12 protein-coding genes and 1 pseudogene are annotated in these 12,622 nt (G+C 72.5%); 7 read left to right on the forward strand and 6 right to left on the reverse strand.

What is annotated here, in order from left to right:
• The first annotated feature begins 24 nt into the window (after positions 1-24).
• Together Mco01_RS39700 and Mco01_RS39705 are read left to right on the forward strand one after the other, a co-directional pair.
• Positions 25-1,608 carry a CDP-alcohol phosphatidyltransferase family protein gene (locus Mco01_RS39700; RefSeq protein WP_204055317.1) on the forward strand — a complete coding sequence of 528 codons (1,584 nt, stop codon included), beginning with the start codon at positions 25-27 and terminating at the stop codon, positions 1,606-1,608.
• Positions 1,605-2,318, forward strand: coding sequence for a DUF5941 domain-containing protein (locus Mco01_RS39705; RefSeq protein ID WP_204055318.1), 714 nt, complete (start codon positions 1,605-1,607; stop codon positions 2,316-2,318). Before Mco01_RS39700 ends, Mco01_RS39705 begins: the two co-directional genes overlap by 4 nt.
• 154 nt (positions 2,319-2,472) lie before the next feature.
• Here Mco01_RS39705 and Mco01_RS02840 read toward each other — a convergent pair whose 3' ends face one another.
• On the reverse strand, positions 2,473-3,126 hold the full coding sequence (locus Mco01_RS02840) for a maleylpyruvate isomerase N-terminal domain-containing protein (protein WP_204055319.1): 654 nt from the start codon (positions 3,124-3,126) through the stop codon (positions 2,473-2,475).
• A 127-nt stretch (positions 3,127-3,253) separates the two neighbouring features.
• Positions 3,254-3,736 (reverse strand): ATP-binding protein, encoded by a 483-nt coding sequence (locus tag Mco01_RS02845; RefSeq protein WP_036322229.1) that lies wholly within the window; start codon positions 3,734-3,736, stop codon positions 3,254-3,256.
• A gap of 246 nt (positions 3,737-3,982) precedes the next feature.
• Here Mco01_RS02845 and Mco01_RS02850 point away from each other — a divergent pair, with 246 nt between their 5' ends.
• On the forward strand, positions 3,983-4,882 hold the full coding sequence (locus tag Mco01_RS02850) for a Sco1979 family transcriptional regulator (RefSeq protein ID WP_504739621.1): 900 nt from the start codon (positions 3,983-3,985) through the stop codon (positions 4,880-4,882).
• Here Mco01_RS02850 and Mco01_RS02855 read toward each other — a convergent pair.
• The 3 genes and pseudogenes from Mco01_RS02855 to Mco01_RS02865 all read right to left on the reverse strand — a co-directional run.
• Entirely contained in the window at positions 4,879-5,793 is a 915-nt protein-coding gene (locus Mco01_RS02855) for a LysR substrate-binding domain-containing protein (protein ID WP_239103290.1), read from the reverse strand. The two genes, Mco01_RS02850 and Mco01_RS02855, sit on opposite strands and share 4 nt — an antisense overlap.
• A 70-nt stretch (positions 5,794-5,863) precedes the next feature.
• Positions 5,864-6,592 carry an ABC transporter permease gene (locus Mco01_RS02860; RefSeq protein ID WP_204055322.1) on the reverse strand — a complete coding sequence of 243 codons (729 nt, stop codon included), beginning with the start codon at positions 6,590-6,592 and terminating at the stop codon, positions 5,864-5,866.
• 77 nt (positions 6,593-6,669) lie between these two features.
• Positions 6,670-7,332 (reverse strand): annotated as a pseudogene (locus Mco01_RS02865) (ABC transporter ATP-binding protein); the annotation flags it as partial.
• Between the two features lie 72 nt (positions 7,333-7,404).
• On the opposite strand from Mco01_RS02865, the gene Mco01_RS02870 reads away from it, so the two are divergent.
• The 4 genes from Mco01_RS02870 (at position 7,405) to rocD (ending at position 10,786) form a co-directional block, all read left to right on the forward strand.
• Positions 7,405-8,097: a TetR/AcrR family transcriptional regulator gene (locus Mco01_RS02870; RefSeq protein WP_204055324.1), complete on the forward strand. Its 693-nt coding sequence runs from the start codon at positions 7,405-7,407 to the stop codon at positions 8,095-8,097.
• A gap of 73 nt (positions 8,098-8,170) precedes the next feature.
• Positions 8,171-8,620 carry an Lrp/AsnC family transcriptional regulator gene (locus Mco01_RS02875; protein WP_036323952.1) on the forward strand — a complete coding sequence of 150 codons (450 nt, stop codon included), beginning with the start codon at positions 8,171-8,173 and terminating at the stop codon, positions 8,618-8,620.
• Between the two features lie 106 nt (positions 8,621-8,726).
• Positions 8,727-9,572 carry a dimethylargininase gene (gene ddaH / locus Mco01_RS02880; RefSeq protein WP_204055325.1) on the forward strand — a complete coding sequence of 282 codons (846 nt, stop codon included), beginning with the start codon at positions 8,727-8,729 and terminating at the stop codon, positions 9,570-9,572.
• Positions 9,569-10,786 carry an ornithine--oxo-acid transaminase gene (gene rocD / locus Mco01_RS02885; RefSeq protein WP_204055326.1) on the forward strand — a complete coding sequence of 406 codons (1,218 nt, stop codon included), beginning with the start codon at positions 9,569-9,571 and terminating at the stop codon, positions 10,784-10,786. The genes ddaH and rocD overlap by 4 nt, the downstream gene beginning before the upstream one ends.
• 30 nt (positions 10,787-10,816) lie before the next feature.
• Here rocD and Mco01_RS02890 read toward each other — a convergent pair whose 3' ends face one another.
• Positions 10,817-12,400, reverse strand: a complete 1,584-nt coding sequence (locus Mco01_RS02890) for an alkaline phosphatase D family protein (protein ID WP_204055327.1) — start codon at positions 12,398-12,400, stop codon at positions 10,817-10,819.
• Between the last annotated feature and the right edge of the window lie 222 nt (positions 12,401-12,622).

The raw sequence follows: 12,622 nt of genomic DNA on the forward strand, positions 1-12,622 counted from the left end.
CCCCCCGCTGCTCGAAAGGGTGCCATGACCCGCGTGATCCTGCTGGGCTCGCCGCCCGGCCCGATCGCTTCGCCGCCGCCGGGCGGCCAGCCCGCTCTGCCGGCCGACATCACGCTGGCGTCCCTGCCCGGGGCCCCGTCGGCGTACGGCAGGCTGCTCGCGCAGCTCGCCTCGCTGGACCCCGAGCCGGTGACGATCGCCCGGCCGGGCGACGCCGCGGCCTACCGGGGGCACCCGGGATGGGTGGTCGAGAGCGCGGACGTGGCCGGCGACCTGCGCGCCGTCGCCGACGCGGCCGAGGCCGCCGACGGCAACCTGCTGATCCTCCCGGCGGACGCGCTCGTCCACGACGAGCTGATCTACCAGATCACCAAGGCCAAGCGGGCGGCGCTCGCGCTCATCGTCCGGGAGGAGCGCGACGAGGACGGCCCGGAGGAGCCGCCCATCGACGAGGCGGACCCGGAGATCGGCCGCAAGGTCCTGGAGGGGCTCCCCCAGCGCACCCGGGCCGGCCGGGGCCGGGTGATCTCGGTCGGCACGGCGTACCACGCGGTGACCCGCCCGAACGCGGCGCTGCTGGGCCCGATCCACCTCCACCAGCGGCACGCCGCGGTCCTCGCCGAGGCCGCCCGCGAGCTGGCGGAGATGGCGCACCTGTTCGGCCCCGAGGACGACGTCACCGAGCTCCTCATCCTCGGGCTCGTCCGGCGCGGGGTGTCGGTCGGCGTGCGCGGCCGCCGCGACCTGTTCTACCGCCGGATCCGCAGCCAGCGGGAGGCCGACGAGGCGCAGGCGGAGATGGCCGGCTTCAACGAGGACCGTGCCCGGCTGAACAACGCGGTGAAGGGCGCCGACGGCTTCTTCACCACGTTCTTCGTCAGCACCTACTCGCGCTTCATCGCCCGGTGGGCGGCCCGGCGCGGGCTGACCCCCAACCAGGTCACGCTGATCTCGATCGCGCTCGGCCTGCTGTCGGCCGGCGCCTTCGCCACCGGCACCCGGTGGGGCGCGGTGGCCGGCGCGGTGCTCATCTACTTTGCGTTCGTCTTCGACTGCGTCGACGGCCAGCTCGCGCGGTACGCCCGCAAGTTCGGCGTGCTCGGCGCCTGGCTCGACGCGACGTTCGACCGGTTCAAGGAGTACGCGGTCTTCGTCGGCCTGGCGGTCGGGGCGACCGTGTCGGGGCAGTTCGGGGACGGCGAGGGCGTCTGGACGCTGGCGCTGGTGGCGCTGGCCCTCCAGACGGTCAAGCACCTGCTTGACTTCTCGTTCGGCGCGGCCAACCGGCGGCGGGCGCCGGTGCCGCTGCCCACGCTCGCGCTGACCGTGGCCGACGACCGGCCGCTGCGGGCCGCCCTCGAGGAGCGCAAGGCGACCCGCAACACCGGCGTCCGCAGCCTGCTGAGGCTCTGGACCAGGGCCGGGAAGTTCCGCGCCGTCCACTGGGCCCGCAAGATGATCGTGTTCCCCATCGGCGAGCGCTTCGCGGCCATCGCGATCACCTCCGCGTTCTTCGACCCCCGCGTCACCTTCCTCACGCTCGTGATCTGGGGCGGCGTCGCGGCCACCTACACCCTCACCGGACGTCTCCTGAGGTCTCTCGCATGATCACCCAGCCGCAGGCCCCCGCGATCACCGACCCGGACGAGGAGCGCCGCCGCGTCCAGACCATGCGGCTGCTGGCCTACCGCGACGACGGCCCTCTCGCCGCCGCGCTCAAGGGCCGGCTGGGTCCCGGGCTGCCGCCCGTGCCCGCGACGCTCGCCGCGCTGGTCGTCATCGTGGCGCTGGCCGTCGCCGGAACACTGACCGACGGCCCGATCCTGCTGGTGCCCGTGCTGGTCATGGTCGTGCTCGTCGTGCCGACCGCGGCGCGCGACCACCTGGGCCGGTTCGACTGGCTCACCCCGCCGCTGCTGCGGGCCGCCGAGTTCCTCACGATCATCCTGCTCGGGCTGGCCGAGGACACGCCCAAGTGGCTGCTGTTCGTGCTGCTCTACATCGTGGGCTACCACACGTACGACACCGTGTACCGGACCCGGCAGAGCATCTGGCCGCCGTCGTGGATCTTCCTCGCCGGGCTCGGCTGGGAGGTCCGCCTGCTGATCCTCGGCGTGGGGGCCGCGGCCGGGGTGCTGACCCCGGTGACGGCCGTGCTCACGGCGTACCTGCTGGTGCTGTTCTCCGTGGAGAGCGTGCTGAGCTGGGTGCGGCTGGACAAGGCGTCCGCCCAGGCTCAGGCCCAGGCCGACCAGGACCTCGAGCAGTCGCCCGAGGACGCGGCCGAGCAGGTCACGGGCGACGCCGAGCGCGCCTGAGCCGCCGGTCCCCCTGGAACCGGGCGCGGCTGACCCGCCGTTAGTAGGCCGGGCGCCCGGCCCCGTGATGCCCTTCAGGCCGATCCGCCTCGCGCACGCGAGGCGGATCAGGCGGGCGGCGCGGACGCGGGCGGCCGATGCGAGCGCCGGGCGGCTACACCCTGGGCTCGCCGTACCAGCGCCACGTCGACAGCCGGGGACGGCCGGGCAGCCCGGCGCGGCCGGTGGCCCACAGCAGGGCGGGCCAGGGGTCGGCGTCCGCCGGGACGTGCGGGAACAGCCGGCCGAGGACGCGGGCGCACAGGCCCGCGGGCGGCGTCCAGGCGAGTCCGAGCCCCTCGGCCATGTCATGCGTGTGGACCAGCGTCTCCACGACCCCCATCGCGGCGAAGCCCTCGGGGTCGGACGCTCCGAAGACGTGGTGGGCCAGCGCCTCGGGCGGCGCCGTCCGCACCACGGCGACCAGCAGCGCCCCGCTCGCCCGCAGCACCCGCAGCAGCCCGGCAGGGCCCGCCGACCGGTCGGCGTGGACGGCGTTGGCCGGGCCTCCCGGCCGGCGGCTCTCCCACAGGAAGGGCACCTCGCCGGGCTCGGCCGGCGCGGGCGGCTCGGCCGCCCCGAGCTGCGCGGCGTACGCGAACAGGTCGTCGGCCAGGTGCTCCGCCGTCTCCCAGCAGGTCCACTCGAGCGTCCCGGCCGGACGCTCCCAGGCGTACGGCGGCGCCTGCGCGAGGACGCCGGTGGCGAGCCGGACGGCCTCCGCGAGGTCGTCGGCGGTGACGGGAGAGATCGCGGCTGAGGCGGACATGCCCCCGAACGTACGCCATCACGTCGGGCGACGCTCATTCCGATCCCCTCGGGAAACGGGGCCCATCCCGGTGTCACCGTCGTCCGGGCGGGCGTCCCGCGGCCCGGCGGGACGCGTACGGCGGAGGTCACCCGTGGGCGTCGAGCAGCGCCCAGACCACCTTCCCGCCGCCCCTGGTGAGCATCCAGCCCCAGGCGGCGCTCAGCGCGTCGACCAGGTGGAGCCCGCGGCCGGACTCGGACAGGTCGCTCCAGGAGGAGACGGCCGGGACGCGCTCGCTGGCGTCGCTGACGCCACAGCCGAGATGAAACCGGTCGTTCACCAGCTGGAGGCGGATCGGCGGGGCGCCGTCGCCGGGGGCGTGGCGAAGGGCGTTCGTCACGAGTTCGGACACGACCACCTGGGCGTCGGGCACGAGGTGGGGCAGCCCCCAGCCGCGCAGGGTCTTGTCGGTGAAGTCGCGGGCGACGGCGGCGGAGGTGGTGCGGCCGTGGAGCGCGCAGGTCGCCGTCGGCGGGACGGGGAGGGCCGCGACGTCGTCCCGCTCGAACACGGAGGTCAACCACGGAGGCGCTGTCGCGGCTCCCGGGCCTGCCAGCTCTGCAGTCATCGCCGATCCCTCAGGTCTCACCCATTACATGATGTGAATATCCCTGTCGTCGTGTATCTTGCCCTGTGCCTTGCGAGTGCAAGCACGCGTGCACGTGCAAATGTTGTCCGGCCCCGAATTTCATGGGAAGTTCACCGAAAAGACGACGTCACCCACCAAGTTGGATGATCATGTCTCTGCACCTCCCGCGTAATCGGAGACCGATCGGCTGAGAATTTCTTCCGGAGCGTCGCCATGGAGACCAGCGTGAACAGGGCTCAGGCAGGGGCGCCTTCCTTCGTGGAGGGGGTTGCCCGGGGCGGCCCGACCGTCCTGCGGATCATGCTGGGGGCGCAGCTGAGGCGGCTGCGCCGCGAGAGCGGCCACACGCCGGAGACGGCGGCCCGGACCATCAGGGCCTCGCACGCGAAGATCAGCCGTCTGGAGCTCGGCCGCGTCGGCTTCAAGGAGCGCGACGTCGCCGACCTGCTCACCCTGTACGGCGTCACCGACCCCGGGGAGCGGGAGACGCTGCTCCACCTGGCCCGGCAGGCGAACGTCCCGGGCTGGTGGCACAAGTACAGCGACGTCCTCCCGGGGTGGTTCGAGTTCTACGTCGGCCTCGAGGAGGCCGCCTCCGTCATCCGCTGCTACGAGCTCCAGTTCGTCCCGAGCCTGCTCCAGACGCCCGAGTACGCGCGGTCGGTCGTCCTCATGGGCAACACCGGCCGGGCGGGCGACGACGTGGAACGCCGGGTCGACCTGCGGATGCGCCGCCAGGAGCGGCTGGAGGGGCCCGAGGCGGCGACGCTGTGGGCCGTGGTGGACGAGGCCGCCCTGCGCCGTCCCACGGGCGGCGCCGAGGTCATGCGGGCCCAGATCGAGTACCTCATCGAGATCACCCGCAGGCCCAACATCACCCTCCAGATCGTGCCGCTGGTGGGAAGCGTGCATCCGGCCGCCGGCGGGCCGTTCACGATCCTGCGCTACCAGGCGCCGGAGCTGCCCGACGTGGTGTACCTGGAGCAGCTCACCAGCGCCCTCTACCTCGACAAGCCCGAGGACACCGAGGCGTACACGCAGGTGATGAACACGCTGTGCGTGCAGGCGCACCCCGCCTCCCGCACGACGGCCGTCCTGGAGCAACTCCTGGACGAGCTGCGCTAGGGAGCGCCCGCGGCGAAGAACGACTGGCAGGTGTCGGCGAAGGCCGTGGCCCGGGCGGTGGGACGCACCCCCCGCACCGAGGCCAGCACGACGTCGAGGGCCGGGACCTCGTCGCTGATCGGCACGCTGACCACCCGGCCGCCGTCGTAGGTCTGGTCGCTCGCCGCCCGCTGGTTGAGTATCGAATAGCCGTGGCCGCCGGCCACGAGCGCCCGGGCGGTCTCGTAGCTGGAGGTGCGGAACCGCACCCGGGGCTCGGTGGGGTAGAGGGTCCGGAAGTAGTCGCGGCTGCGCGGCAGGTCGAGCAGGATCATCGGCTCGCCCGCCAGGTCGGCGAGCGAGACCGACTCCGCCTGGGCCAGCGGGTGGCCCGGCGGCAGCAGCGCGAACGGCCGGGCCTGCGTGAGCAGCCGCACGTCGAGGTCGAGCGCGAGGTCGACGGCGTAGACGAGGGCCACCTCGCACCGGCCGTCGAGCAGGGCCGCCTCCATCGCCGCGATCTCCCCCTCGGCCACCGTCACCCGCACCCCCGGATACCGCCCGGCGAAATCGCGCAGCAGCCGGGACAGGTAGAAGGGCGCGAGCGTGGTGAGGCAGCCGACGGTGAGCTCCCCGGTGAGGCTGCCCGCGAGGCCGCGGGCCGACTGGGCGAGCGCGGCCGCGTGGGACAGGAACTCCCGCGCCTCCACCAGGAAGCGCTCGCCCGACCGGGTCAGCGAGAGCCCTCTCGCGTGGTGGCGGATGAGCAGCTGGACCCCGAGCTCCCGCTCGACCTGGGCGATGGCGGCCGAGATCGCCGACTGCGCCACCATGAGCTCGCGGCTGGCCGCGGTCATGCTGCCGAGCTCGGCCGCCGTTACGAAGTAACGCAGCTGGACGAGGGTGAAATTGACGTCCGCCACGCCACCCATTGTGACCGTCTCTGTCCCGTACGGCTCCCGCAACCCGGTATGAATTCCGAATGCCTTTTCCGGTCGCTGATCAGGCGTTTTCCTTCTGGAAGCGCATGGTGCCCACCGCCATGCCCACGACCACGAAGACAAGCGACACGACGACGCCCCACAGGACGGCCGGCGAGGCGTACGACCCGGCGAACAGCGCCCGCAGCGCCTCCACCGCGTACCGGAACGGCGTGAGGCGGGAGACGACGTCGAGCCAGGTGGGGGCGAGCGACATCGGCAGCAGCGCGCCCGACAGCAGCATGAGCGGGATCACCACGGTGGACATGAGCGCGGGGAACAGCTCCTGGCGGATCGTGAGCGCGGCCGCGTACGACAGCGCCGCCATGCCGATGGACAGGACCGTGACGAGCAGCAGGCCGAGCAGCACGCCGGCCAGCGGCGCGCGCAGGCCGAGGGCGTAGCCGATCACGGTGATGCCGACAGCCTGAACCAGCAGCACGACGCTGTCCTTGAGCACGCGGCCGAGCAGCAGCGTGACCCGGCTGACCGGGGTGACGCGCAGCCGCTCCAGCACCCCGAACCGCTGGTCGAAGACGATGCCGAAGCCGACCAGCCCGGAGCTGACCAGCCCGAGCTGCATGAGCAGGCCCGGCACGAGCGTGTCCCACGAGCCCACGCCGCTGCGGTCGAAGAGCGGGCCGAACAGCACGAGGTACAGCAGCGGCTGGACGGCGCCGAAGACGACCGCGAAGCGGCTCTTGAAGGTGCCGCGCAGGTAGTGACCGGTGAGGGTGGCCAGGGCGCTCACGCGGCGGCCCCCTCGCGCAGCGCGCGGCCGGTCAGGGCGAGGAACACCTCGTCGAGCGTCGCGGCGCCCTCCGCGGCCTTCAGCTCGGCCGGCGTGCCGGACGCGACGATCCGGCCGTGGTCGATGATGAGGACCCGGTCGCAGAGCGCGTCGGCCTCCTCCAGGTAGTGGGTCGTCAGGAAGACCGTCACGCCGTCCCGGTCGCGCAGGCGCCGCACGTGCTCCCACAGGTTGGCCCGGCTCTGCGGGTCGAGGCCGGTCGTCGGCTCGTCCAGGAACAGCAGGCCGGGGCGGTGCAGCAGGCCCATGACGATGTCCGCCCGCCGCTTCTGCCCGCCGGACAGGGTGGCGGCCGTGCGCCGTTCGAGCCCGGCCAGCTCGAACTCGGCGAGGAGGTCGGCGACCCGCTCGCGCGCCTCCGGGCGGCGCATGCCGTACAGCCGGGCCTGAAGCTCCATCTCTTCGCCGATCTCAGTTATCGGTCCGATCATCCCGCCCTGGGCGACGTACCCGATGCGCCGCCGGACGCCCATGGGGTCGGCGAACAGGTCGTGCCCCGCGACGGTCGCCGTGCCGGAGGTGGGCCGCAGGAGCGTCGTCAGCATCCGCAGCGTGGTCGTCTTGCCCGCGCCGTTCGGGCCGAGGAAGCCGACGATCTCCCCGGCGGACACGTCGATGTCGATCCCCCGTACGGCCTCGACCGTCCCGAAGGTCTTGGTGAGTCCTCTCGCGTGAATCATGCCGGTAGAGTAACACCAAACTTGGTGTCACTTAAATCTTTATGTCACTCCATCGCTCGTACACTGGACGGCGTGGAGGAGAGCCTGCGCGAGCGGAAGAAGCGGGAGACCCGGCAGCGGATCGCCGACATGGCCATGGGCCTGTTCCTGCAGCGCGGGTTCGACAACGTCACCGTGGCCGAGGTGGCCAGGGCCGCCGACGTGTCCGTGAACACGGTGTTCAACTACTTCCGCACCAAGGAGGACCTGTTCCTCGACCGCAGCCAGGACGTCGAGGACCTGCTGGCCCGCGTCGTCCGCGAGCGGCGGCCGGGCGAGACCGTCGTCGAGGCCCTGCGCCGCGACTTCTTCGACTCCCTGGCCAGCGGCGACTGGCGCTACGGCATGCACGAGGGCGTCGACCTGTTCGCGCGGCGGGTCCGCGAGAGCCCGTCACTGTCGGCGCGGCTGCTGGAGGTCGGCTACCGCCGCGAGGAGCAACTGGCCCACGCGCTCGCCGACGAGGTGGACGCCGACCCCGACGACCTCACCCCGTGGCTGGTGTCCGCCCAGGTGTGCGCGGTCATCCGGACACTGACCCGCCACTTCGCGGTCCGGCGGATGGCCGGGGAGGAGACCGAGCGCATCCTCGCCGACGTCCGGGAGCGGGCCGAACGCGCCTTCGACCTGCTGGAGCGCGGCATCGGCGACTACGCCCTCCGCTGGGACGCCCCCGCGACGCGGCCGGCCTCCGGGAACCGGCCGTCCCCCGCGCCCGCCGAGTGATCGCGGCGGGCGGACACACGGCCGACCCCGGGCGATCGGCGCGCCGGGCCCGGCGACCGGTATACAGGTCCACGTGAAGTTGGACGACCTGGACCGCGCCATCATCAGGGCCCTCGTGGAGGACGCCCGGGCGACGTACGCGGAGATCGGCGGGCACGTCGGGCTGTCCGCCCCCGCGGTCAAACGGCGGGTGGACCGCCTCGTCGCGAGCGGCGCGATCACCGGGTTCAGCGCGCGCGTCGAGCCGTCGGCGCTCGGCTGGACCACCGAGGCGTACGTCGAGCTGTTCTGCCGGGGCAAGACGTCGCCCGCGGAGATCGGGACGGCGGTCTCCCGGCACCCCGAGGTGGTCTCGGCCTGCACCGTGACCGGGGAGGCGGACGCCCTGCTGCACATCCGCGCGACCGACGTCCGGCACGTGGAGCGGGTCATCGAGCGCCTCGCGGCGGAGCCGTTCGTGGTGCGGACCAAGAGCGCGATCGTGCTCTCCCGGCTGATTAACGGATCGCCGCAAACCACCTGAACGACGCAACCGATCGACACATGGGCGCAACGCGGGCGCATTGGCCGGGCCGCGTCCGGATTCCTACGCTGAAGACCCGTTCACCGGTTTCCCGTATGGAGTCTGGATGACAATCGCGCCATCGACACAGGCCACCGCCGCTCCGGCCGGTGACCGCACGAGCACCGCGCGGCACTTCCTGATGTGCCGGCCCGAGTTCTTCGCGGTCTCGTACTCCATCAATCCGTGGATGGACCCGGCGAAGGGCGCCGACGCCGGCACGGCCGTGCGCCAGTGGGAGGGCCTCCGGCAGGCGTACGAGAGCCTGGGGCACACGGTCCGCCTGATCGACCCGATCGAGGGGCTGCCCGACATGGTCTTCGCGGCCAACGGCGCACTGGTCGTGGAGGGGAAGGTCTACGGCGCCCGGTTCGCGCACGCGGAGCGCGCGGCCGAGGGCCCGGCGTACCTGCGCTGGTTCGCCGAGCGGGGCTACGAGACGCTGGAGCCGTCGTTCACCAACGAGGGCGAGGGCGACTACCTGACGCTCGACGAGATGATCCTCGCCGGGACCGGCTTCCGCACCGACGTGGCCGCCCACATGGAGGCCCAGGAGTTCCTCGGCCGCCCGGTGGTGACGCTGCGGCTGGTGGACCCGCGCTTCTACCACCTCGACACCGCCCTGTTCCCGCTGGACGGGCGCAACGTCGCCTACTACCCGGACGCGTTCTCCGCCGGCAGTCAGCGGGTGCTGCGGCGGCTGTTCCCGGACGCGGTGATCGCGGCCGCGGCCGACGCGGAGGTGCTGGGGCTCAACGCGGTCAGCGACGGGCGGAACGTCGTCGTCAACGCGGAGGCGACCAGCCTCGCGCTCGAACTGAAGCGCCGCGGGTTCGAGGTCCTCCCCGTCGACCTGAGCGAGCTGCGCAAGGCCGGCGGCGGCCCCAAGTGCTGCACCCTGGAGATCCGATGAACAGCGAGGAGCTCATCCGGCTCGCCGAGAGCCGCAGCGCCCACAACTACCACCCGCTGCCCGTCGTGATCGCGGCGGCCGAGGGGGCGTGGGTCACCGACGTGGAGGGCCGGCGCTACCTCGACTGCCTGGCCGGGTACTCGTCGCTGAACTTCGGCCACGGCAACCCGCTGATTCTGGACGCGGCCCGCGAGCAGCTCGACCGGCTCACGCTGACAAGCCGCGCGTTCTTCCACGACCGGTTCGCCGCGTTCGTGTCCGGGCTGGCCGACCTGTGCGGCAAGGACATGGTCCTGCCGATGAACACCGGCGCCGAGGCCGTCGAGACCGCGATCAAGGTGGCCCGCAAGTGGGGCTACGAGGTCAAGGGCGTGGCGAAGGACAAGGCGAACATCGTGGTCATGGAGGACAACTTCCACGGCCGCACCACCACCATCGTGGGCTTCTCCACCGACCCCGACGCGTACGGCGGCTTCGGCCCGTTCACCCCCGGCTTCCGCGTCGTGAAGTACGGCTCGGTGGAGGCGGTGCGCGAGGCGATCGACGAGAACACGGTGGCCGTGCTGCTGGAGCCCATCCAGGGCGAGGCGGGCGTCCTGGTGCCGCCGGAGGGCTACCTGTCCGCGGTCCGCGAGATCTGCACCGACAACCGGGTGCTGCTCGTCGCCGACGAGATCCAGTCGGGCCTCGGGCGCACGGGCGAGACCTTCGCCTGCGACCACGAGGGCGTCGTGCCCGACGTCTACGTCCTCGGCAAGGCGCTCGGCGGCGGCGTGGTCCCGGTGTCGGCCGTGGTCGCGGACGAGGACGTGCTCGGGGTCATCCGCCCCGGGCAGCACGGCTCGACGTTCGGCGGCAACCCGATGGCGTGCGCGGTCGGCACCGCGGTCGTCGAGATGCTGAAGACGGGCGAGTACCAGCGGCGTGCCCGGGAGCTGGGCGGGTTCCTCCACGACCGGCTGCGTGAGCTGGCCGCGCCCCGGGAGGGCCGGCAGGCCGTGGTCGCGGTGCGCGGGCGCGGCCTGTGGGCCGGGATCGACATCGACCCGTCGCTGGCCACCGGCCGCCAGGTGAGCGAGGCGCTGATGCGGCGCGGCGTGCTCGCGAAGGACACGCACGGCTCCACGATCCGGCTCGCCCCGCCCCTGGTCGTCTCGCGCGACGACCTGGCCTGGGCCGTCGGTCAGCTCGAGGCCGTCCTGCGGGAGCTATGACCGATCCCGTGCGGCTCGCGCCGCCGGAGGTCACGCGCTCAGGCGCCTGCCCTCGCGCGGCGTGAGCCGTACGGAGTCCACGTCCTTGTCGTGGGTGAACCACGTGACGGTGGCCGCGGCCTCCTCCAGCCGTACCGAGGTCATCATGTTCGGGAACCACGGGCCCTTGCTGATCTTCCAGCGGATGGGCGGGCTGGGAACCCGGGACACCAGGTTGAACAGCCGGCCCAGCACGCCCGCCAGCCCGAACGACGCCACGATGTTGGAGAATCGCAGCGTCCTGCTCAGCGGGTTGCGGATCGGCGAGCAGACGATCTGGTGGATGCGGCCGCCGCCCTTGCGCCGTACGGAGGCCATGTAGGAGTAGTGGACGTCGCCCGACAGCAGCAGGACCGTGGCCGGCGGCCGTCCCCTGCGCCCCTCGGCGACCCCCACGAGCACACGCGCGAGGTCCTCGAACGAGCGGCGGAACGCCCCCCAGTGCTCCAGGTCGAGGAACTGGCGGACCCGCTCCCCCCAGCCGGCGAGCGCCCGGCCCCACATGCCGTCGCAGACGGCCTCGTTCCAGCTCTCGATGTGGTGGATGCCCGCGGGCAGCAGGATCGGCAGCGACGAGCCGACGATCAGGTGGTTCACGTCGCCGGTCGCGTGCTCCTCGAACCACGCCCACTCGTTGGTGTCGATCATCCGCCGCGCGCCCGGCGTCAGATCGCGGGCGTTGCGGCTGTCGAGCACGATGAGGCGGGAGTCGCCGAAGTCCCTGTGGTAGCTCCAGCGCACCGAGTCGGCGTCCTCGTCGGCCCGCTTGGCGAACGCGTCGAGCGCGGCGTCGCCCTCGCCCGCCCGCAGCGCCGCGAACACCGGATCGCTCTCGCGGTCGGCGGGCGGCAGGTTGCCGAGGTGCTGGTAGACGAAGTACGAGCCGAGCCCGGAGACGATGCGCCGCCGCCACCACGGCACCTCGTCCATCTGCTCGCGCCAGGTCTGCGAGGTGTTCCAGTCGTCCCTGATGTCGTGGTCGTCGAACATCATCAGGCTCGGCACCGTGGCCAGCAGCCAGCGGACCGGCGGGTCGCACCACGCCTGCCGGTACAGCTCGGCGTACTCGTCGTAGTCGACCACCTCCTCCGGGCCGTCGTCGCGCCGGGAGGCGATGAACTCCTTCATGTCCGGCGTGAGCTCGTCGGCGTACACCTGGTCGCCCAGCATCAGGATCAGGTCGGGCCGGTCGTCCGACCCCATGAGCCGCTGACCGTACGAGTGCAGGACGTCCACACCGTGGGTGCGCACGTACGGCTCGTCGTGGGGCACGCTCGTCCGGCACGAGCCGAAGACCAGCGTGCGCAGGTCGGTGAGCGGGCGGATGACGCTGGGCGGCAGGTCCGCGACCGGCCACACCTCGTGCCCGTCCAGCTCGACGCTGTAGGCCACCGGCCCGTCGAGGCCGACGTCCAGGACGGCGTAGTGGTGGCCGTGCACGCTGAACGTGCTCTCCTTCGAGCAGGCGTCACCCGCCCGAACGGTCACCTCGCACGGCTCGGTGGTCTCCACCCATATGGTCGCGCTCGCCGCGTCGGTGTGGCGCAGCAGCGGGCCCAGGACAATTTCCGGCACGCATTCCTGTCTACTGCAATCTCAGGGCAAAGCGCGACTCAGGGGGCTCTATAGCCAAAGCGATCAACGGGGCGCTGTCCATATCCGTTATGGCGTATATCGCGATCAGCGGCTGAGGGGATTGGATCGAGGAGGTCGCTCCCCGGCTCCCCCCGCGCACGTCAACGACGACGGGCGCGGGGCCGGGCGGGCGGCCTGCCGTCCCCGTCCGATCCGGAGGAG

It is taken from the genome of Microbispora corallina, from assembly GCF_016863035.1.
Classification (GTDB): Bacteria; Actinomycetota; Actinomycetes; order Streptosporangiales; family Streptosporangiaceae; genus Microbispora; species Microbispora corallina.

Excerpts from the sequence above, each read along its gene's own strand:
- Mco01_RS02855 (WP_239103290.1), bottom strand. The coding sequence starts at position 5,793 with ATGGGTGGCGTGGCGGACGTCAATTTCACCCTCGTCCAGCTGCGTTAC.
- Mco01_RS39705 (WP_204055318.1), top strand. The coding sequence starts at position 1,605 with ATGATCACCCAGCCGCAGGCCCCCGCGATCACCGACCCGGACGAGGAG.
- ddaH (WP_204055325.1), top strand. The coding sequence starts at position 8,727 with ATGACAATCGCGCCATCGACACAGGCCACCGCCGCTCCGGCCGGTGAC.
- Mco01_RS02845 (WP_036322229.1), bottom strand. The coding sequence starts at position 3,736 with ATGACTGCAGAGCTGGCAGGCCCGGGAGCCGCGACAGCGCCTCCGTGG.
- rocD (WP_204055326.1), top strand. The coding sequence starts at position 9,569 with ATGAACAGCGAGGAGCTCATCCGGCTCGCCGAGAGCCGCAGCGCCCAC.
- Mco01_RS39700 (WP_204055317.1), top strand. The coding sequence starts at position 25 with ATGACCCGCGTGATCCTGCTGGGCTCGCCGCCCGGCCCGATCGCTTCG.
- Mco01_RS02840 (WP_204055319.1), bottom strand. The coding sequence starts at position 3,126 with ATGTCCGCCTCAGCCGCGATCTCTCCCGTCACCGCCGACGACCTCGCG.